Origin of the sequence: Nonomuraea rubra, assembly GCF_014207985.1 — a bacterium.
In the GTDB taxonomy this organism is placed as follows: domain Bacteria; phylum Actinomycetota; class Actinomycetes; order Streptosporangiales; family Streptosporangiaceae; genus Nonomuraea; species Nonomuraea rubra.
In genome coordinates, this window is sequence record NZ_JACHMI010000001.1 from 4,708,176 (window position 1) to 4,725,463 (window position 17,288).

The 17,288-nt window shown below is 74.2% G+C and carries 18 protein-coding genes; 9 read left to right on the top strand and 9 right to left on the bottom strand.

Going from position 1 to position 17,288, the window contains the following annotated elements; genetic code table 11:
• Window positions 1-34: 34 nt before the first annotated feature.
• The gene (locus tag HD593_RS21465; RefSeq protein WP_185103918.1) at window positions 35-1,021 is read left to right on the top strand and encodes a hypothetical protein; all 987 of its coding nucleotides are present in this window, start codon (window positions 35-37) and stop codon (window positions 1,019-1,021) included.
• A gap of 6 nt (window positions 1,022-1,027) precedes the next feature.
• On the opposite strand, the gene HD593_RS21470 is transcribed toward HD593_RS21465, so the two are convergent.
• The 5 genes from HD593_RS21470 to HD593_RS21490 all read right to left on the bottom strand — a co-directional run bounded on the left by HD593_RS21470 (window position 1,028) and on the right by HD593_RS21490 (window position 5,179).
• Window positions 1,028-1,765 carry an enoyl-CoA hydratase/isomerase family protein gene (locus HD593_RS21470; RefSeq protein ID WP_185103919.1) on the bottom strand — a complete coding sequence of 246 codons (738 nt, stop codon included), beginning with the start codon at window positions 1,763-1,765 and terminating at the stop codon, window positions 1,028-1,030.
• A gap of 19 nt (window positions 1,766-1,784) precedes the next feature.
• Complete coding sequence (locus tag HD593_RS21475; RefSeq protein ID WP_185103920.1) at window positions 1,785-2,411, bottom strand: response regulator; 627 nt, start codon at window positions 2,409-2,411, stop codon at window positions 1,785-1,787.
• Entirely contained in the window at window positions 2,408-3,409 is a 1,002-nt protein-coding gene (locus tag HD593_RS21480; RefSeq protein ID WP_185103921.1) for a sensor histidine kinase, read from the bottom strand. The genes HD593_RS21475 and HD593_RS21480 overlap by 4 nt, the downstream gene beginning before the upstream one ends.
• Window positions 3,410-3,424: 15 nt before the next feature.
• On the bottom strand, window positions 3,425-4,513 hold the full coding sequence (locus tag HD593_RS21485; RefSeq protein WP_185103922.1) for an NYN domain-containing protein: 1,089 nt from the start codon (window positions 4,511-4,513) through the stop codon (window positions 3,425-3,427).
• 93 nt (window positions 4,514-4,606) lie between these two features.
• Window positions 4,607-5,179 (bottom strand): dienelactone hydrolase family protein, encoded by a 573-nt coding sequence (locus HD593_RS21490; RefSeq protein ID WP_185103923.1) that lies wholly within the window; start codon window positions 5,177-5,179, stop codon window positions 4,607-4,609.
• Between the two features lie 365 nt (window positions 5,180-5,544).
• Between HD593_RS21490 and HD593_RS21495 the strand changes: the two genes are divergently transcribed.
• The 7 genes from HD593_RS21495 (at window position 5,545) to HD593_RS21525 (ending at window position 11,952) form a co-directional block, all read left to right on the top strand.
• Entirely contained in the window at window positions 5,545-6,246 is a 702-nt protein-coding gene (locus HD593_RS21495) for a GntR family transcriptional regulator (protein WP_185103924.1), read from the top strand.
• Window positions 6,247-6,344: 98 nt separating this feature from the next.
• Window positions 6,345-7,112, top strand: coding sequence for an SGNH/GDSL hydrolase family protein (locus tag HD593_RS21500; RefSeq protein ID WP_185103925.1), 768 nt, complete (start codon window positions 6,345-6,347; stop codon window positions 7,110-7,112).
• Complete coding sequence (locus tag HD593_RS21505) at window positions 7,112-8,368, top strand: acyltransferase family protein (RefSeq protein WP_185103926.1); 1,257 nt, start codon at window positions 7,112-7,114, stop codon at window positions 8,366-8,368. The genes HD593_RS21500 and HD593_RS21505 overlap by 1 nt, the downstream gene beginning before the upstream one ends.
• A gap of 35 nt (window positions 8,369-8,403) precedes the next feature.
• Window positions 8,404-8,928, top strand: coding sequence for a hypothetical protein (locus tag HD593_RS21510; RefSeq protein WP_221526837.1), 525 nt, complete (start codon window positions 8,404-8,406; stop codon window positions 8,926-8,928).
• The gene (locus tag HD593_RS21515; protein ID WP_185103927.1) at window positions 8,925-9,608 is read left to right on the top strand and encodes a response regulator transcription factor; all 684 of its coding nucleotides are present in this window, start codon (window positions 8,925-8,927) and stop codon (window positions 9,606-9,608) included. The genes HD593_RS21510 and HD593_RS21515 overlap by 4 nt, the downstream gene beginning before the upstream one ends.
• Window positions 9,605-11,041, top strand: a complete 1,437-nt coding sequence (locus HD593_RS21520) for a HAMP domain-containing sensor histidine kinase (RefSeq protein ID WP_185103928.1) — start codon at window positions 9,605-9,607, stop codon at window positions 11,039-11,041. The genes HD593_RS21515 and HD593_RS21520 overlap by 4 nt, the downstream gene beginning before the upstream one ends.
• Window positions 11,042-11,091: 50 nt before the next feature.
• Window positions 11,092-11,952, top strand: a complete 861-nt coding sequence (locus HD593_RS21525) for a siderophore-interacting protein (protein ID WP_185103929.1) — start codon at window positions 11,092-11,094, stop codon at window positions 11,950-11,952.
• Window positions 11,953-12,053: 101 nt separating this feature from the next.
• Here the strand turns inward: HD593_RS21525 and HD593_RS21530 are convergent, their stop codons facing one another.
• Both HD593_RS21530 and rsgA read right to left on the bottom strand, forming a co-directional pair.
• Window positions 12,054-12,566: a GNAT family N-acetyltransferase gene (locus HD593_RS21530; protein WP_185103930.1), complete on the bottom strand. Its 513-nt coding sequence runs from the start codon at window positions 12,564-12,566 to the stop codon at window positions 12,054-12,056.
• 128 nt (window positions 12,567-12,694) lie between these two features.
• Window positions 12,695-13,777, bottom strand: a complete 1,083-nt coding sequence (gene rsgA, locus HD593_RS21535) for a ribosome small subunit-dependent GTPase A (protein WP_185103931.1) — start codon at window positions 13,775-13,777, stop codon at window positions 12,695-12,697.
• A gap of 304 nt (window positions 13,778-14,081) precedes the next feature.
• On the opposite strand from rsgA, the gene HD593_RS21540 reads away from it, so the two are divergent.
• On the top strand, window positions 14,082-15,866 hold the full coding sequence (locus HD593_RS21540; RefSeq protein ID WP_312903603.1) for an MFS transporter: 1,785 nt from the start codon (window positions 14,082-14,084) through the stop codon (window positions 15,864-15,866).
• Between the two features lie 69 nt (window positions 15,867-15,935).
• On the opposite strand, the gene HD593_RS21545 is transcribed toward HD593_RS21540, so the two are convergent.
• On the bottom strand, window positions 15,936-16,193 hold the full coding sequence (locus HD593_RS21545) for a hypothetical protein (RefSeq protein WP_185103932.1): 258 nt from the start codon (window positions 16,191-16,193) through the stop codon (window positions 15,936-15,938).
• A gap of 63 nt (window positions 16,194-16,256) precedes the next feature.
• Window positions 16,257-17,273: a patatin-like phospholipase family protein gene (locus HD593_RS21550; RefSeq protein ID WP_221524871.1), complete on the bottom strand. Its 1,017-nt coding sequence runs from the start codon at window positions 17,271-17,273 to the stop codon at window positions 16,257-16,259.
• Window positions 17,274-17,288: the final 15 nt, after the last annotated feature.

The following is a 17,288-nucleotide window of genomic DNA, read 5'->3' on the forward strand; positions in this document are numbered from 1 at the left end:
GCTCGCCGATCATGCGGCTGGCTACCCTGCCACCATGGCATCCAGTCTTCGATCGATCGGCGCGGTCGCGCTCGCCCTTTCCGCCCTCGCGCCGGCGGCCCCCGCGGCCGCCGCCGACCGCGTCTTACGGGTCTACAGCAACAACATCGAGAACCTGGTGCGGAACAACGCCGACGGCACCTGCACCCGCATCTCCGGCCCCGACCACCTGCGCTCGATGCTGGTCGACGACAACGGCGCGACCGGCACCTCCGGCGTGCAGGCCCCCGACCTGCTCATCGTCCAGCAGGTACGCGGCACCGGGCAGGCCACCGCGTACGCCGACCAGCTCTCGGCCCTGTTCGGCCACCCGGCCGGCACCTACCGGGCGATCGTGGCCTGGGCCGACCCCGAGCCGTGGGGCGGCTCCCACCACTGCAGCCGGCCGGAGCTCGGCGACCTGAAGAAGAAGCAGACCAACGCCATCCTCTACAACACCAGGACGCTCAGCCTCGGTGACACCTCGAAGTACTGGAGCGCCGGCTGGCTCAAGCCCGGCACGGCCTACGACGGCGGGGCCGGGTGCACGCTGTACAAGCCGCCGAGCAACGACGACGGCGCCGCGTACGCGTACAAGTGGAAGCGCACGAGCGCCATCGCCGCGAGGTTCACGATCAAGGCGACCGGGACGTCCGTGTTCGCCGCGACCATGCACCTGCCCGAGCAGAACGGGCAGCACGCCTGCGCCGGCGCGGGCGACACGGGCATCGGCGGCTCCGGCCTCCACGTCGGCGCCGACGCCACGAGCCTGATGAACGCCTCCACGATCCGCGTGATCGGCGTCGACGCGAACCGTACGGGCATCGCCCCCGGCACCCTCGGCGGCTTCGGCATGACCGGCTACGGAGCGAAGGCCACCATGGGCTCCAGGAAGATCGACTACCTGTTCGTCAAGGGCGCCGTGCGGCCGTCGAGCGTCGATCACACGGTGAGCGGCACGAAGTCGAACCACCTGGCGCTGTACGGGTTCATCACCTACTGAGCCGGTTCAGGACCGGCGCAGGGAGTCGAGGTAGCCGCGCAGGATCGTGTGCGTCCGCTCGGAGCTCCACATCCTCAGCACCTCGGGATCGTCCGATTCCCGCGCGGCTCGGACGCGTTCGAGCGCCGGCGCGTGGAGCTGCCGCTTGGAGAAGGCGTACACGTCCGGCGGGACCGCGCACAGCGCCTCGGCGCGCCGCAGCGCCTGAGCGAGCAGCCGGTCGGGCTCGACGACCTCGTGCACCAGGCCGATCGCGACGGCCTGGCCGGGGTCCAGCCGGCCGGCCCCGAGCACCATCGTGTCGAGCGCCGGGCCGACCGCGTGGCGCATGACCTCCAGGGGCACCGTCGGGAACGGCACGCCCGCCGCCAGCTCGGTCAGGCCGATGGTGCCGCCCGACATCAGCCGGACGTCGCAGGCGGCGGCCAGCACGCACCCGCCGGCCAGGGCGTGCCCGTTCACGGCGGCCACGACGGGTTCCGGCCGGCCGAACAGGGCGAGCACCGCCGAGCTGAGCGCCGGCAGGAACCGCTCGACGTATCCGGGACCGCCCTCCACGATCCGCTTCAGGTCCACGCCCGCCGAGAAGGCCCGGCCGGCGCCCGTCAGCACGACGGCGCGGGCGTCCGCCACGCTGTCCAGCACCTCGGGGACGGCGGTCAGCACCTCCAGGTCCAGGGCGTTCACCGGGCCGTTGGCCAGGGTCAGCACGGCGATGCCGCCGTGGTCGGCCGTCTCGATCATCCTGCGGTCCTCTCCCTCGTCAGGTCACCTGGCCGCTGCTCCACGCCCAGGCGGCGATGCCGACCCGGTTGGCGGCGCCCACCTTGCGCTGGATGTGGGCGACATGCGTCTTCACGGTGCCCGCGCTGATGGTCAGCTCGGCGGCGATGCGGGCGTTGGTGTGGCCGCGCGCCACCAGGCGGGCGATCTCCAGCTCGCGGGCGGTGAGCGGGTCGTCCAGCGGCGGCGGTGGCCGGCGGGTCAGGCCCGCGAGCAGGCGTACGGTCACCTGCGGGCTGATCAGCGTGTCGCCGGCCATCGCCGCGCGGACGGCCTCCACCAGCAGCGCGGGGCCCGAACGCTTGAGCAGGAAGCCGCAGGCGCCCTCGCGCAGGGCGGTGTGGACGTACTCGTCCAGGTCGAACGTGGTCACGACGATCACGCGGGTCTCGGCGGCGAGCCGCCTGGTGACCTCCAGCCCGTCCAGCCCCGGCATGCGGACGTCGGCGAGCACCACGTCGGGGCGCAGGTGGCGGGCCAGCTCGACCGCCCGCGCGCCGTCGGCGGCCTCACCCACCACGGTCATGTCCGGCTGGGCGTCGAGGATGAGCCGGAAGCCGATCCGCACGTCCTCCTGGTCGTCGGCCAGCAGGATCCGCGTCGTCAAGCCGGGATCTCCGCGACGACCTGCCAGCCGGGCCCGTGCGGGCCGGCCGTCAGCCGTCCGCCGCGCGCCTCCAGCAGGTCGCCCAGGCCGGCCAGGCCGAAGCCGCCGGCCCTGGTGCTCGGCGAGCTGCCGCCGCCGTCGTCCGCCACCCGCACCCGCAGGACACCGCCCTTCTCACCGATCTCCACCGCCACGATGGTGGCACGCGGGGCGTGCCTGCGCACGTTCGTGAGCGCCTCGGCCACCACGCGGTAGGCCAGGGACGAGACCTCCTGCCGCGGCGCCGGGCCCGGCTCGACGTGCAGGTCCACCCGCACGCCCGGCGAGAACGCGTCGGCCAGCCGCGCCAGCCCCTCGATCCCCGGCCCCCGCTCGCCCAGCGCGTGCACCGTACGGTCGAGCGAGGCCAGCGCCCGCTGCCCTGCCTCCTCGATGCGCCGCAGCGCGTCGGCGACCGGCTCCGGCAGCTCGCCCGCCACCACCCGGGCGGCCTGGGCCTGCACCAGCATGCCGTTGACGTCGTGGGCGACGAAGTCGTGCAGGTCGCGGGCCAGCCCGAGCCGCTGCGCCCGGGTGGCCTCCTCGACCGCGCGCCGCCGGTTGTCGTCCAGCCTGCGCAGGTAGAGCCCGACCCCCGTGGCCGCCACCGCGCCGAGCGCCCACGCCGCGCACGCGCCGAACGCCAGTTGCGGCGGGCCCTGCCACACGGCACGCAGCAGGATGAACGCCACCGCCGAGCCGCTCAGCGTCGCGGCGACGGCCGCCTGGCGTGCGGGGGAGCGCCGGACGGTGACGACGGTGAGCACCAGCAGCACCGACACCTCGGCCACCATCGCCAGGGCGTTCACGGACGCCCTCCCCGTCAGCGGGTGCGCCAGCGTGACAGCGAGCGAGACGGCCCCGGCGACCCCCGCCACCCCGCCCGCCGTGACCCGCCGACCGCCCTCCGTGACCCACCGACCGGCCGCCGCGAACCGCCGGCCTCCGTCCCTAGTCATGAGGGGTCTCCGGCCCTAGCCGCGCACAGGTTCCGGCTGGGCCTCCAGCGGCCCGCCGCGCCCGCACGACCGGCAGGCGCCGCGGCGGCGCAGGTGGTACGCGAGGGTCGCGGCGGCCAGCGCGACCCCCCACAGCGGCCACACCAGCGACGGCGCCCAGGTCGCCCACATCTCCCACTCGTAGTCGTGCACCATGCGCAGCCGCCAGAAGGTCAGCCCTCCGGACAGCACGATCACCGACACGATCGAGGCGGGCACGACGGCCAGCATCGGCGGCACCGGCCGGCCCGCCCTGAACCAGATCCACCGCGGGTAGACCTCCCCCCACCGCTGCACCAGCCCGAGCGTGAGGATCGCCCCTCCCAGCCCCATCAGGCTCAGGAACAGCCCGGCCCAGCGCAGCCCCGACTCGTCCAGCCACCGCCAGAACTCCTCGGTGATCCCCAGCGGGATGCCCGCCGCCCAGGCGAAGCGGCTGGCGTCGTACATGGCGGGGATGGCCGCCGCGACCACCACCGCCCACAGCCCCCAGCGCCGCGCCGCCGCCGGCGTGGCCCAGCGCGCCGTACGGTGCCCGCCCCGGCCGCAGGCCACGCACCTGCCCGCCGTGCGCCGCTGGTGGGCCAGGGAGGCCAGCGCCCACAGCAGCCCGCCCGCCAGCACGATGAACAGGTTGACCCGCGACCACGGCACCAGCTCCGACATCGGCTGCCCGCCCGGCACGCCGGTGAAGGCGAACACCACCAGCAGCGGCGCGTACGCCACCAGCATCAGCACCCGGTTGTCGGGCACCACCACGGTCAGCCCGGCCGCCGCCGCCCACGCGAACCCGAGCAGCAGGGGCCGTCCCCGCCGCACCCCTCGCGCGATCGCCAGCCCGGCGGCCGCCCCCAGCGCGCCGAGCATCGCGATCAGCGGCGCCGCCACGTCCCTCGTCGCGTCCCCGAGCACCGAGAGCCCGGGCTCCCAGTCGGGGTCCGTCCTGCCGAAGGGGAACCCTTCGCCGCCGAGCGCCCAGAACAGCCCGAGCGCTCCGTAAGCCAGCGACCAGCAGGCCGCCGCGTACCCGGCCCAGCGGGGCCAGCTCGCCATGATCTTCCTCATGGCTCAAGCCTCGGGCCGGGCGGCGGCCGCGCCCATCCGCCGTTCGGCAGCTCCCGCCCGCCGCCCGCCGCCGCTCCTCCGCCGAAGGACGGATCACAGGCCGGCGACGAAGTCCAGGGCGATCGCCCAGGCCCGCTCGGCGGCCTCGGCGTCGTAGTCGGGCAGGCCGGGGTCGGTGAACAGGTGCCCCACGCCGGGGTAGCGGAAGACCTCCACGTCGGCCCTGGCCCGGCGCATGCCGAGGTACCAGGAGTTCAGCCAGTCGGCGGTCTCGTACATGTCGGGGTCGGCGACGTGCAGCTGGACGGGCAGGTCGTCGGCCGCGACGCCCTCGGCCAGGTCGGAGGTGCCGTGCATCAGCAGCAGGCCGAGGCAGCGCTCGTCGCCCAGGGCGAGGTTCTGCGCGATGGCCGCGCCGAGCGAGAAGCCCGCGTAGACCAGCCGCTCGTCGGACAGCGGGGCGGCCGCGGCCACGGCCCGCTTCAGCAGCTCGTCACGGCCGATCTCCTCCTTGATCGCGATGCCCTCCTCGGCCGTGCCGGCGACCCGGCCGCCGTACAGGTCGGGGACGTGCACCTCGTGCCCGGCCGCCCGCAGCCTGTCGGCCGCCTGGTGGACGGCGGGGCGCAGGCCGTACATGGAGTGCAAGAGGAGAACGCGTGCCATGCGCGCAGCTTAGCCACTGCGCGGCGGCGGTTCCTACGCCTGCCACATGCCGTGAGCAGGCCGAGCGCGAGTGCGGCGGCGCCGACGGCGCGGAACGGGGGGGTGGAAGGTGAACATGTGGCTCCCTCCTAGGCCAGGTGAGAGGAACCGGCCCGTCGCCTGCGATGCCGCACGCTCTGCTTCGCTATAACCTATGACATCAAGGCTCCGTTTCCGGGGAATGTAACGCCTTTAAGCGTCTTGGACGCCTTATAGGCGTTACGGCAGTCCGGGCATCTCCTTGGCCTCGTTCCTCAGCGGCTTGCCGATCTGGCAGGAGATCGGTGTAGGTTATAACCGTCATCGGACGACGGGACAGGACGGCGATGAGCGAACCAGCGGCGGAGCTCTACACGACCAAGGCGGACTACGCCTATCTCAGGGTCAAGGAGCTGATCCTGTCCGGCACCCTGCACCCCGGCTCCGTCATCGCGCAGGCCCAGCTCGCCCGCGAGATCGGGATCAGCACCACCCCGCTGCGCGAGGCGCTGCGCCGGCTCAAGAGCGAGGGGCTGGTCGAGCTGGACGCCCACCGCGACGCCCGCGTCGCGCCCCTGGCCGCCGAGGAGGCCCGCGACCTGCTGGAGCTGCGCCGCAGCCTCGACCCGCTCGCCGTCGCGCTGGCCGCCGAGCGCCGTACCAAGGCCGACATCGCCGCCATGCGCGCCGCGCTGGAGGGCCTCAAACCGCTGCCGGGCAACCCCGCGTACGAGCAGCTGGTCGCGCACCGCAAGTTCCACACGGCCCTCTACACCGCCTCGCACAACGACCTGCTCATCCAGACCCTCGACGGCCTGTGGGACAAGGCCGACCGCTACCGCCGCCTGGCCCTGGAGGTCGAGCGCGGCCAGGCGGCCCGCGACCGCAAGGCCGCCGAGCACGAGGCCCTGCTGGAGTACGTCATCGCGGGCGACGCCGACTCGGCCGCCGCCGTCATGCGCGAGCACATCGACACCAGCCTCGGCGCCCAGGCCGCCTGGCGGCTGCGCAAGCAGCACACCGGATCGGACGCCGCCGGCGACGCCTGACAGGGTGTGGCGAGGCTTCGTGACGGCCGCTCCCGCATCATGTGATGAAACGATGACGGCGCGGCCGGGCGGGGGATCCGCCTGGTTGCCTGAGCGTCATGCGATCGACGAACTTCTCTCCCCGCATCCCCCTGGCCGTCCTGGCCGTGGCCGCGCTCGCGGGGTGCGGCTCGGCCGCCACCTCCGCGGCGGACAGGCAGGCGGTGCCGGAAACCGGCGTCAGGGTGTTGTGGATGGGCGACTCCATCGCGGGCGCGCAGGCCCCGGCACTGGAAGCGGCGCTGGAGGCCGGCGGCGTGGCCTTCAAGAACGCCGCGTCCGACGGCGGCGGCAACGTCGTCGCCGGCGACCACGAAGTGACGGCCAAGGTGGCCGGGGACACCTGGAAGGCGCTGCGCGAGAACCTCGCCTCCTTCCGCCCGACCGTGGTGGCCTACCAGATCACCGGCTACGACTGGGGCACCCCCGCCCAGCAACTGTCGGCCTACCGGAAGCTCGCCCGGTCGGCCGAGGACGCCGGTGCCCGGCTCGTGCTGGTGTCCGCGCCGCCGTTCAAGATCGACGAGTTCTTCCAGCCGCACGAGCGCGCCATCAGGAGCGCCCCCGCGATGGCCGCCAAGGCCGCCGCGGGCGCGCACGCCCGCTACCTGGACGCGGCCGAGCTGTGGGGGAACGACCACGCCGCCGCCAAGGCCCAGCGCTCCAAGGACGGCATCCACTCCTGCCAGCAGGGGGCGGCCGCCTTCGCCACCTGGTTCGCCAAGCGGCTCGGCGAGCTCACCGGCTTCACCCCGGCCGCCCCCGCCACCTGGGCCACCGGGCCGTGGACCGGCGACGAACGCTACGCCAAGCTCGGCTGCGGCTGATGCGGCCCCCCTCCCACGCCGCCCTCGACGGCCCGCCGGAGCCGGCCCCACACCGGGGCCGCGCCGGTTCGCCCGCGTCCGGTTCCCGTCCGGAACGCGTCGGCGCGCTCGACGGACTGCGCGGGCTGGCCGTCGCCGCGGTCCTGCTGTTCCACGCCGGGCACCTGCGCGGCGGGTTCCTGGGCGTGGACCTGTTCTTCGTCCTGTCCGGCTTCCTGATCACCGGCCTGCTGCTCGCGGAGCTCGGCAAGCGGGGCCGGCTCGACCTGGCGGCGTTCTGGGGCCGCCGGGCCCGCCGGCTGCTGCCCGCGCTGACCGTCGTGGTCCTGTCGGCACTGCTGCTGGCCTGGGCGTGCGCCAGGCCGGACCTGCTCGGCCCCGCCCTCTCGGACGCGCCGTGGGTCGCCGCCCAGAGCGTGAACTGGCACTACATCGGAGAGCAGCTCGGCTACTGGAACGCCTCGGGCACCCGCCTGTTCGCCCACCTGTGGAGCATCGGCGTCGAATGGCAGTTCTACCTGGCCTGGCCCCTGATCGTGATGCTCGCCGGACGGGGGCCGGGCGGGCCCCGCCGGGTCGCGCTCGTCGCGGTGGCCGGCGCGATCGGGTCTCTCCTGCTCATGATCGAGCTGGGAGCGGCCGTGGACACGACCCGCGCCTACGAGGGCACGGACACCCGCGCGTTCTCCCTCCTCCTCGGCGCCGCCGCTGCCACCGCGCCCGTCAGGGACGCTGTGGCCGCCCTGCCGCGCAAGGCCATGGACGTCCTGTGCGCCCTGCTGCTGGGGGGCCTGACGGTCTCATGGCTGCTGACCGACGGGGAGAAGGCCCCCGGCCTGTTCCAGGGCGGGATGTTCGCGCACTCCCTGGCCTGCGCGGTGCTGATCGCGCTGCTGGCCCACCGCCCGGGCGGGCTCGCGGGCCGGGCGCTCGGCAGCGCCGTACCGCGCCGGCTGGGCGAGCTGTCCTACGGCCTGTACCTGTGGCACTGGCCGGTCTACCTGCTGCTGCCCCGGCCGGCGACCGGCTCGTGGGCCTGGACGTCCGCCGCCATCGGGCTGTCGCTGCTGGCTGCGGTAGTCTCGAAGGCCGCCGTCGAGGACCCGGTACGGCAGCGCGCCCGCTGGGCCACCGGCCGGCGCGGCTGGGCGGCCCTGGCCGTCACCGCCGTGACGGCGGCCGGGCTGTGGGCCGCGATCCCCCGGCCGGAGCCGGGCGCGGGGACGGTCGACGTGAGCAGGCTCGGCCCGCCGTGACCGGAGACAGCATGCCGAAAAGGAGAAACGAGCACATGCCAGGCACACCCCGGCGCGTGGCGGCCGTACTGGCCGCGGTGGTGGCGCTGGCGGGTTGCGGGATCGCCGACACCGGGGTGCTGCCCGCGGGAGAGCCGGCCCGGGGCGGCCTGACCGCCGGCAGCGGCGACCTGCTGCGGGTGTACTTTGTCACCCAGGAGGGCACCTGGCCGGTCTCCCGCCCGGCACCGGCCGGGGACCGCCTGCAACCCGCCATGGACGCGCTGCTGGCAGGCCCCACGGCGGACGAACGCCGGCGCGGCCTGGCCACCGAGCTGCCCCGGGCGTCCCAGAGAGTGCGGGCCCGGACGGCGGACGGCCGGGTCGAGCTCCGCCTCCCCTGGCTGGTCCGCGACCTGCGTCCGGTGGCGGTGAGCCAGCTCGTCTGCACGGCCGCCGCCGGCGCCGGCGGCGCCCCCGTCATCGAGGTGTACGAGCCCGGCATGACGGGCGGCCCCTGGCCGGTGAGGTGCGACGAGAGCGGATCGGCCGTCCCCGCCGGCGAGGGAGGCTTCTCGTGACCCGGGTGCTGGTGATCGAGGACGACCCCGCCGTCCGCCGGGGCGTGAGCCTCGGCCTGCGCCACCGCGGCCACGAGACGCTGCTCGTCGCGACCGGCGAGGACGGCCTGGCCGAGCTCGTCGCGAGCGCCCCCGACATCGTGCTGCTCGACCTGATGCTGCCCGGCATGAGCGGGCTGGAGACCTGCCGCCGCATCCGCGCGTTCAGCCAGGTGCCCATCGTGATCCTGTCCGCCCGCGACGACGACGTGGACATCGTCGTGGGCCTGGAGGCGGGCGCCGACGACTACGTGATCAAGCCGGCCAGCAGCGAGGTCATCGAGGCCCGCATGCGTGCCGTGCTGCGCCGCACCGCCGCGCCCGCCTCCTCCGCGCAGGCCCGCACCACCCACGGCGACCTGCTGGTCGACCGGGTCTCCCTGCGCGTGCTCAAGCACGGCACGCAGCTCGCGCTGGCGCCGGCGGAGCTGAAGCTGCTGCTGTTCCTGTCGGCCGCGCCCGAGCAGACCTTCAGCCGCCAGCAACTCCTGGAGCAGGTGTGGGAGCACAGCTTCCACGGCGACTACCGGCTGGTGGACGCGTGCGTGATGCGGCTGCGCGCCAAGATCGAGGACGATTCCCGCAACCCCCGCTACATCCAGACCGTGCGCGGCTTCGGCTACCGGTTCGGCCCGCTGTGATCCGGCCGTCCCTGGTGCGGGGCCTGCGGGCGCAGCTCGTGCTGGTGTTCCTGCTGGTCTCGGCGCTGAGCGCGCTGACGGCCGCCGCTTTCACGTTCCGGCAGGGGCAGAGCGCGATCGTGGCGCGCGCCCAGGCCGACGCGCTCCAGGAGCTGCGCGTCCACCTCGACTCGCTGGCGCCCGACCTGCCCGCCGATCCCGGCGAGGCGGACCTGCGGACGCTGGCGCTGCAGCTCGACCGGGCGGCGGGCCCGCGCGGCCGGCGCACCGCGCTGTCCTACCGCGGCGGCCCGCTCGTCGCCGCGGGAGCGCAGGCGCCGCCGGTGCCCGCGAGCCTGCGTGCCGAGGCGGCCACGGCGGCCACCGCGCTGGCCCAGCGCTTCCACCACGGGCAGACACCCTGGCTGGCCGTGGCGCTGCCCGTCACCGCCGCCGCCCGCCCGGACGGCCCGCCGCCGCTCGTCGTCTACGCCTCCTTCTCGCTGGCCTCCCAGCAGCAGGACGTGGACGCCCTGGCCGCCGCCGCCCGCGCCGGCGCGCTGCCCGTCGTCCTGGCCTCCGTCGCCGTCGCGCTGCTGGCCGCGCGCCGGCTGCTCAGGCCGGTACGCAGGCTCCGTACGGCCGCCGAGCGGATGGCGGGCGGCGGCCTGGACACGCGGGTGACCGTCACCGGCGACGACGAGCTCGCCGACCTCGGCCGCACCTTCAACACCATGGCGGCCACGCTCCAGGCGGACGCCGCGGCCCTGCGCGCCATGGAGGTGCGGGCCCGGCGGTTCGCCGCCGACGTCTCCCACGAGCTGCGCACGCCACTGGCGGCCATGAGCGCCGTCACCGAGGTGCTCGACGCCGACGCCGCCTCCGGCCGGCTCGCGCCGCTCACCGCCGAGGCGCTGCAGCTGGTCTCCGGCGAGACCCGCAAGCTCACCCGCCTGGTCGAGGACCTGATCGAGGTGTCACGCTTCGACGCCGGCGCCGCCGTGCTGAACCTCGACGAGGTGGACGTGGCCGAGTTCGTCACCAAGACGCTCGCGCTGCGGCACTGGCAGGACCGGGTCCGCGCCGACGTCCCGCAGGGGCTGCGCGCCCGCCTCGACCCGCGCCGCGCCGACGTCATCCTCGCCAACCTCGCCGGCAACGCGCTGCGGCACGGCGGCCCCGAGGTGTCGGTGCTCGTCCGGGTGCGGGCCGAGGCCGGCAGCCTCGTCGTCACCGTCTCCGACGACGGGCCCGGCATCCCCGCCGACCTCCTGCCCCATGTCTTCGACCGGTTCACCAAGGCCGACAGCGCCCGCGCCCGGTCAGACGGCAGCGGCCTCGGCCTGGCCATCGCCACCGAGAACGCCCACCTGCACGGCGGCACCCTCACCGCGCGCAACGCCCCGGACGGGGGAGCCGTCCTCACCCTCACCCTGCCCGCGAACCCGCCATGAGTGGTCATCCCGTTAAGTTAGGCTTGCCTAATCTAGCGAGGAGGAGTCCGATGGCGACGGAATCGGCACGGCGTGCGCCTCGGTGCACCACCGGTGTGGTTTTGCGTACCGAGCAGTTGACCCCGCACATGATCCGCGTGGTGCTCGGCGGCGAGGGGCTGGCCGGGTTCAGCGCGGGAGAGTTCACCGACCATTATGTGAAGCTGCTGTTCCCGGTGCCGGGGGTGACGTATCCGGAGCCGTTCGACATGGGGGTGATCCGCGCCGAGCTGCCCCGCGAGCAGTGGCCCGTCATGCGCACCTACACCGTGCGCTCGTGGGACCCGCGGGCGCGGGAGCTGGCCATCGACTTCGTCTGCCACGGCGCTCAGGGCCTCGCTGGGCCGTGGGCGATGCAGGCGAAGCCGGGTGACGTGATGCGGTTCATGGGGCCCGGCGGGGCCTACGCGCCCAGCGCCGAGGCCGACTGGCACCTGCTCGCCGGCGACGAGAGCGCCCTGCCGGCCATCGGCGCGGCGCTGGAGCGGGTGCCCGCCGGAGCGCCCGCCAAGGTCTTCGTCGAGGTGGAGGACCCCACCGAGGAGCAGCACCTGCCGACCGCCTGTGACGCCGAGGTCGTGTGGCTGCACCGCGCGGGCGGCCAGGTCGGCGAGGCTCTGGTACGCGCGGTGCGCGACGCCAGGTTCCCGGACGGCACCCTGCACGCCTTCGTGCACGGCGAGGCGACGTTCGTCAAGGAGCTGCGGCGGTACCTGCGGGTGGAGCGGGGCGTGCCGCTGGAGCAGCTCTCGATCTCCGGCTACTGGCGGCTGGGGCGGGACGAGGACGGCTGGCAGTCCTCCAAGCGGGAGTGGAACCAGCAGATCGAGGCCGAAGAGGCGAAGGTCCTGAGCGACTCGCCCGCCGGATGAGCCGCCGGTGACCGTCCGGCCGCTCCCCTCGCCCGCGGGGTGAGCCGGTGACCGTCCGGCCGCGCTCCTCCGGCGGCCCGGACGATCACCTCAAGCCCCGGTCAGACGCCGAACGCGGCCGGGTAGCGGATGGTGCCGGACGGCACCGGCCTCGCGGCGTCGAAGACGAGCGCCATCATGTACTGGTCCTCGACGTCGAACGGCGCCTTGATGCCGTAGCGCGAGGCGGGGACGAAGCCGAAGCGCGGGTAGTACGTGGCGTGGCCGAGGACCAGGACGAGGTTCTCGCCCTGCTCTCGGGCGGCGTCCAGCCCGGCGCGGATGGCCGCGGAGCCGGCGCCGCGCCCCTGCGCCTCGGGCCGCACGGCGCACGGCCCCAGCGCGAGAGCCGGAGCGCCGTCGACGTGGCAGCGGGTGAGCAGCGAGAACCCGGTGACGGGGCCGCCGGGCTGCTGCGCCACCCACGACAGGCCGGGCAGCCACGCCGCCGGGTCGGCCCGCAGCGCCTCGACCAGGTCGGCCTCGTGCGGGGTGGGGAAGGCCGCGAGGTTGACCTCGCGGATCGGGCCGAGGTCGGCGGCGGTCTCGGGGCGGGTGATCCAGGAATCGGTCATCGGTCGGGGTCCGTTTCTGTGCTCGTCTGCGGTGGGCAGGGCAGAGGCGGGTGCGGGAATGCTGTGGAGGTCGCCGCCGCGCTCGTGGCGCGCGGCGGGGGTGGTGATCTGGGGGCGGGATTCTCCGGTCACGATTGCCGGTCCCTGAACCTGTAGGTCGCGCGCAGGTGCCGGGTGATGGCCTTCTGCTGCTCGGTACGCTCGCCGCGCAGCCGGGCGTCCGTGCGCGCGGCCGCCCACGCGTTCTCCCGTTGCAGCTTGCGGTAGCTGGCCAGGCGGCGCTCGGGCAGCTCGCCCGCCCGGATGGCGGCCTGGACGGCGCAGCCGGGCTCGGCGTCGTGCGCGCAGTCGCCGAACCGGCAGTGCCTGGCCAGGTCCTCGATCTCGGCGAAGACCTGTTCCAGGCCGTCGGCGGCGTCGTACAGGCTGATCGCGCGCAGGCCGGGCGTGTCGATGAGCACGCCCCCGCCGGGCAGGGGCACCAGCTCGCGGCGGACGGTGGTGTGGCGGCCCTTGCCGTCCTGTGCCCGTACCTCGCCGACGGCCAGCCGCTCGTCGCCGAGCAGCGCGTTGGCGAGGCTGGACTTGCCCGCGCCCGAGGACCCGAGCAGGACCGTGGTGCCGCCGCTCAGCAGGGCGGTCAGCACGTCGAGGTTCTCACCGGTGGCCGCGCTGGTGACCAGGACGTCCACGCCGGGAGCCAGCGCGCTCGCCTCGGCGTGCGCGGCGGCGGCGTCGGTGGCCAGGTCCGCCTTGGTCAGGACGATCAGCGGCCGGGCGGCGCTGTCCCACGCGATGGCCAGCAGCCGCTCCAGCTTGGCCGCGTCCAGGGGAGCGGACAGCGGGACGGCTATGACGACGGTGTCGACGTTGGCGGCGAGCACCTGCCCGTGGGAGGTGCGCGACGCCGACGAGCGCACGATCGTGCTGCGGCGTGGCAGCAGGGCCACCAGCCGAGGCTCGCGGCCGGGGCGCAGCGCGGCCCAGTCGCCGGTGCAGGGCGTCAGGAGCGGGTCGGACGCGTGCGGCAGCGCCAGGGCGGCCCGCACCGGGCCCGACCCGGTGATCGCGTCGCACAGGCCGCGATCGACCCGGGCGATCCGGGCCGGTTCGAGCCCGGCCTCGCGGTGTTCGGCGAAGGCTTGGTCGAGTGATTCCGTCCATCCGTACGGGGACAGGCCGCCGGAGGGATCCGTGAAGTGGTTGGACAACGTGAGACACCTTGCGGGAAGGGGCCCCGACGAGACGCGCGGTCACCAGCCTCGCTCCGTGAGCCGGACGGCTACGGCGAGGGGGATTTTGGGGTCAGACCGGGGCCCGGGACGTGAGGAATGTCCGGGCGCTGCGCACGGCAGCGGTCTTCACCGCGGTCATTCAACCTCACCTCCCTCTCATCCGAAGTCCAACACCGAACGACGGGCAGCCTAGCACGTCCGGAGGAGGGGCCGTGGATGTGCACTCTACACATCCTGTGTATAGTCCAAACGGACTTAACGGGAAATAAGGGGACATAACGTGCATTCCGCGCCCACCTCGCGCTCCGGCGGCGGGATCGTCAGCGTGCTCGCCGTGGCCGGCATCGTCGGCTCCCTCATGCAGACCCTGGTGGTGCCGCTGATCGGCGAGCTGCCCAGGCTGCTCGGCGCGGGCGCGGCCGACACCTCCTGGGTGATCACCGCGACCCTGCTGGTCGGCGCGGTCGCCACCCCGGTCGTCGGCAAGCTCGGCGACCTGTACGGCAAGCGCCGCATGATGCTCGCCTGCTCCGTACCGCTCATCGCCGGATCGGTGGTGTGCGCCCTCGCCGGTTCCCTGATCCCGATGATCGTCGGACGCGGCCTGCAGGGGCTGGGCGTCGGCATGATCCCGCTGGGCGTCAGCGCGCTGCGCGACCTGCTGCCGCCGCAGCGGGTCGGCCCGGCGATCGCGCTGATGAGCTCGTCCATGGGCATCGGCGGCGCGCTCGGCCTGCCGATCTCCGCGGCCGTCGCCGAGTACGCCGACTGGCGCATGCTGTTCTGGGGCTCGGCCGCGCTGAGCGTGCTGGTCGCCGTGCTGATCTGGCTGCTCGTCCCGGCCACGCCCGCCCACGGCCGTGGCCGCCTGGATGTCACCGGCGCACTCGGCCTCGGGATCGCGCTGGTCTGCCTGCTGCTCGGCGTGTCCAAGGGCGCCGACTGGGGCTGGGGGAGCGGCACCACGCTCGGGCTGCTCGGCACGGCCGTCGTGGTGCTGCTGCTGTGGGGCCTGTGGGAGCTGCGCGCCCGTGACCCGCTGGTGGACCTGCGCACCACCGCCCGGCCTCAGGTCCTGCTCACCAACCTCGCCTCCATCCTGGTCGGCTTCGCCATGTACGCCCAGTCGCTGGTCGTCATACAGATCCTCCAGCTGCCCGAGGCGACCGGATACGGCCTTGGCCAGTCCATGCTCGCGGCGGGGCTGTGGCTGGCGCCGTCCGGGCTGATGATGATGGCCGTCTCGGCGCCGGGCGCGCGGCTCTCGGCCGCCCGGGGGCCCAAGACCAGCCTGTTCGCCGGCGCGCTGATCATCGCGCTCGGGTACGGGGCCGCGTTCGGGCTGATGGGGTCGGCGTGGGGGCTGATGATCGCCAGCAGCGTCGGCAACATCGGCGTCGGGCTGGCCTACGGTGCGATGCCCGCGCTGATCATGAGCGCCGTGCCGCAGAGCGAGACCGCCTCCGCCAACAGCTTCAACACGCTGATGCGCTCCATCGGCACGTCGGTGTCGGCGGCGGTGGTCGGGGTGATCCTGTCGCAGCTGACGGTGTCGATGGGCGGGCACGTGCTGCCGTCCGAGTCGGGGTTCCGTACGGCGTTGCTGGTCGGCTGCGGCGTCGCCCTGGCGGCCGCGCTGGTCACGCTCGCCCTGCCCAAGCCCCGGCCCCCGGCCGAGTCCGCACCCTCCCCGATCCGGCCACCGGCCGCAGTGCCCTCTCCCGCAGCGTCCCCTTCCGCAGTGCCCGCGCCTGTGTCGCCCGTGCCTGCGGCGCCCGCCGAGCCGCCTGTCACACAGGTCTGGCCGCCGGTGCCGGTGCGGATCGGGCACGAGGAGCTGGGCCCGTGGCGGGACGCGTTCCGCCCGCCCGCGCAGACCGCCGCGCCGCACCCGGATGACGCCGGGCTGCGCGCCGAGAACGCCACGCTGCGGACGGAGAACGCCGAGCTGCGCGCCGCCAACACCGAGCTGCGCGCCGAGAACGACGAGCTGCGCAAGGACCTCGACGTGCTCATGCAGGGCCTGTCGGCCTGGGTCCACAACCTGACCCAAAAGACAGGCTGACCATCCTGCAACGCCATTCCCAATAAAAAGGGCCCGCCGACCGGAAAGTCGGCGGGCCCCTTTATCAGATCAGCCCTTCTTGTGACAGTGCCACTTGTAGAAGTAGTGGTAGTGGCCCTTCTTGTGGTAGTGGCCCTTCCACCAGTGGCCGCCCTTGTACCACTTCTTGTACCAGTGCTTGTGCCAGTAGTACCCGTGCGGGCACTTGGCGGTCGCGCTGGCCACGGTCACGTCGGTGGTGACGCTCGCCTGGGCGGGAGCCGTGGCGGCGAGTCCGGTAAGGGCCATCGAGGCGGCGAGTACGCCGCTCGCGAGGAGCTTACGCATGATCCCTTCCTTTCCGTGAGATTGATTCTCACGATAAGAAGGTCCTTCAATTCGCTCTATGCACTAATACGCGCTCGACGCCGATTCCCCGGACGAATTATCTCGCTGATCGATAAATGCGAGCACCGCGGTCGCGGCGGCGTGACCCACCTCGAAGGCGGCGTGCAGCAGCGCCGCGTCGCTCTCCAGGCGGCCGATGCCCGGCGAGGTGTCCGGCGGCCGGATGGACAGCACCGCGGGGCCGCCGCTCAGGGCGGGGCCGTCGAGGTCGTGCTCGGCCAGGAGACGGTCGTCGGCGGCCAGCCGGGCGTCCCGCGTCAGGAACGCCGTCCGCAGCGCCGGAGGGTGGCGGCGCAGGCCGACACCGGTGACGAGCCGCGCCCCCCACGACGGCGCCGTACGCGCGGAGGCCCGGTCGACCAGGCGGCGGGAACGCAGGACGAGCACGTGGGTGGCGCCGTCGCGCAGCGCCTGGCGGAACGGGATCGACTCGGCCACGCCCGCGTCGTACAGGAGCCGGTCGCCGATGGCCACGGGCGGGCCGGCCAGCATCGGCAGGGCGGCGCTCGCCCGCAGGGCGAGCTGCAGGTCGCGCTCGCAGGTCAGCGTCGGGTACAGGTCCACCGCCTCGCCCGTCAGCACGTCGGTGGCCAGGGGGTGGAACTCGATCGGGGCGGCCAGCACGGAGGCGAAGTCGAGCGGGAAGTCGCGGACGTAGACGGTCTCGATCAGGCCCCGCACGTCCACGACGGGCCGGGCGCGCAGCACGTTGCCGCGGCGGATCAGCGCCTTGGCGAACACCGGGTCGGTCCAGCCGCGCAGCCCCTCAGGGCGCGTGCTCAGCAGCCACGCCCCCGAGATCGCCCCCGCGGAGGCGCCGTAGACGGCGTCGAACAGCGGCAGCAGGCCGAGCTGCTGGATCGCCAGCGCCATGCCCGCCGACACCGTGCCGCGCATCCCGCCGCCCTCGATGGCCAGCGCCACCCGGTGGCCGTCGGTCCGCTCGCCCGGCCGGCTCGCCTCGGCGGCGCGGCGCGCGAGCACCGCCAGCATGCGATGACGGCTCGTGACGTCCTCCACAACGGCCTCCTCGGG

What these genes read in the sequence shown, in the direction of transcription:
- HD593_RS21505 (WP_185103926.1), top strand. Translation starts at nt 7,112, where the DNA reads ATGCGGCCCCCCTCCCACGCCGCCCTCGACGGCCCGCCGGAGCCGGCC.
- HD593_RS21485 (WP_185103922.1), bottom strand. Translation starts at nt 4,513, where the DNA reads ATGAGGAAGATCATGGCGAGCTGGCCCCGCTGGGCCGGGTACGCGGCG.
- HD593_RS21545 (WP_185103932.1), bottom strand. Translation starts at nt 16,193, where the DNA reads ATGCGTAAGCTCCTCGCGAGCGGCGTACTCGCCGCCTCGATGGCCCTT.
- HD593_RS21470 (WP_185103919.1), bottom strand. Translation starts at nt 1,765, where the DNA reads ATGATCGAGACGGCCGACCACGGCGGCATCGCCGTGCTGACCCTGGCC.
- HD593_RS21500 (WP_185103925.1), top strand. Translation starts at nt 6,345, where the DNA reads ATGCGATCGACGAACTTCTCTCCCCGCATCCCCCTGGCCGTCCTGGCC.
- HD593_RS21530 (WP_185103930.1), bottom strand. Translation starts at nt 12,566, where the DNA reads ATGACCGATTCCTGGATCACCCGCCCCGAGACCGCCGCCGACCTCGGC.
- HD593_RS21510 (WP_221526837.1), top strand. Translation starts at nt 8,404, where the DNA reads ATGCCAGGCACACCCCGGCGCGTGGCGGCCGTACTGGCCGCGGTGGTG.
- HD593_RS21495 (WP_185103924.1), top strand. Translation starts at nt 5,545, where the DNA reads ATGAGCGAACCAGCGGCGGAGCTCTACACGACCAAGGCGGACTACGCC.
- HD593_RS21525 (WP_185103929.1), top strand. Translation starts at nt 11,092, where the DNA reads ATGGCGACGGAATCGGCACGGCGTGCGCCTCGGTGCACCACCGGTGTG.
- HD593_RS21490 (WP_185103923.1), bottom strand. Translation starts at nt 5,179, where the DNA reads ATGGCACGCGTTCTCCTCTTGCACTCCATGTACGGCCTGCGCCCCGCC.
- HD593_RS21480 (WP_185103921.1), bottom strand. Translation starts at nt 3,409, where the DNA reads ATGACTAGGGACGGAGGCCGGCGGTTCGCGGCGGCCGGTCGGTGGGTC.
- HD593_RS21465 (WP_185103918.1), top strand. Translation starts at nt 35, where the DNA reads ATGGCATCCAGTCTTCGATCGATCGGCGCGGTCGCGCTCGCCCTTTCC.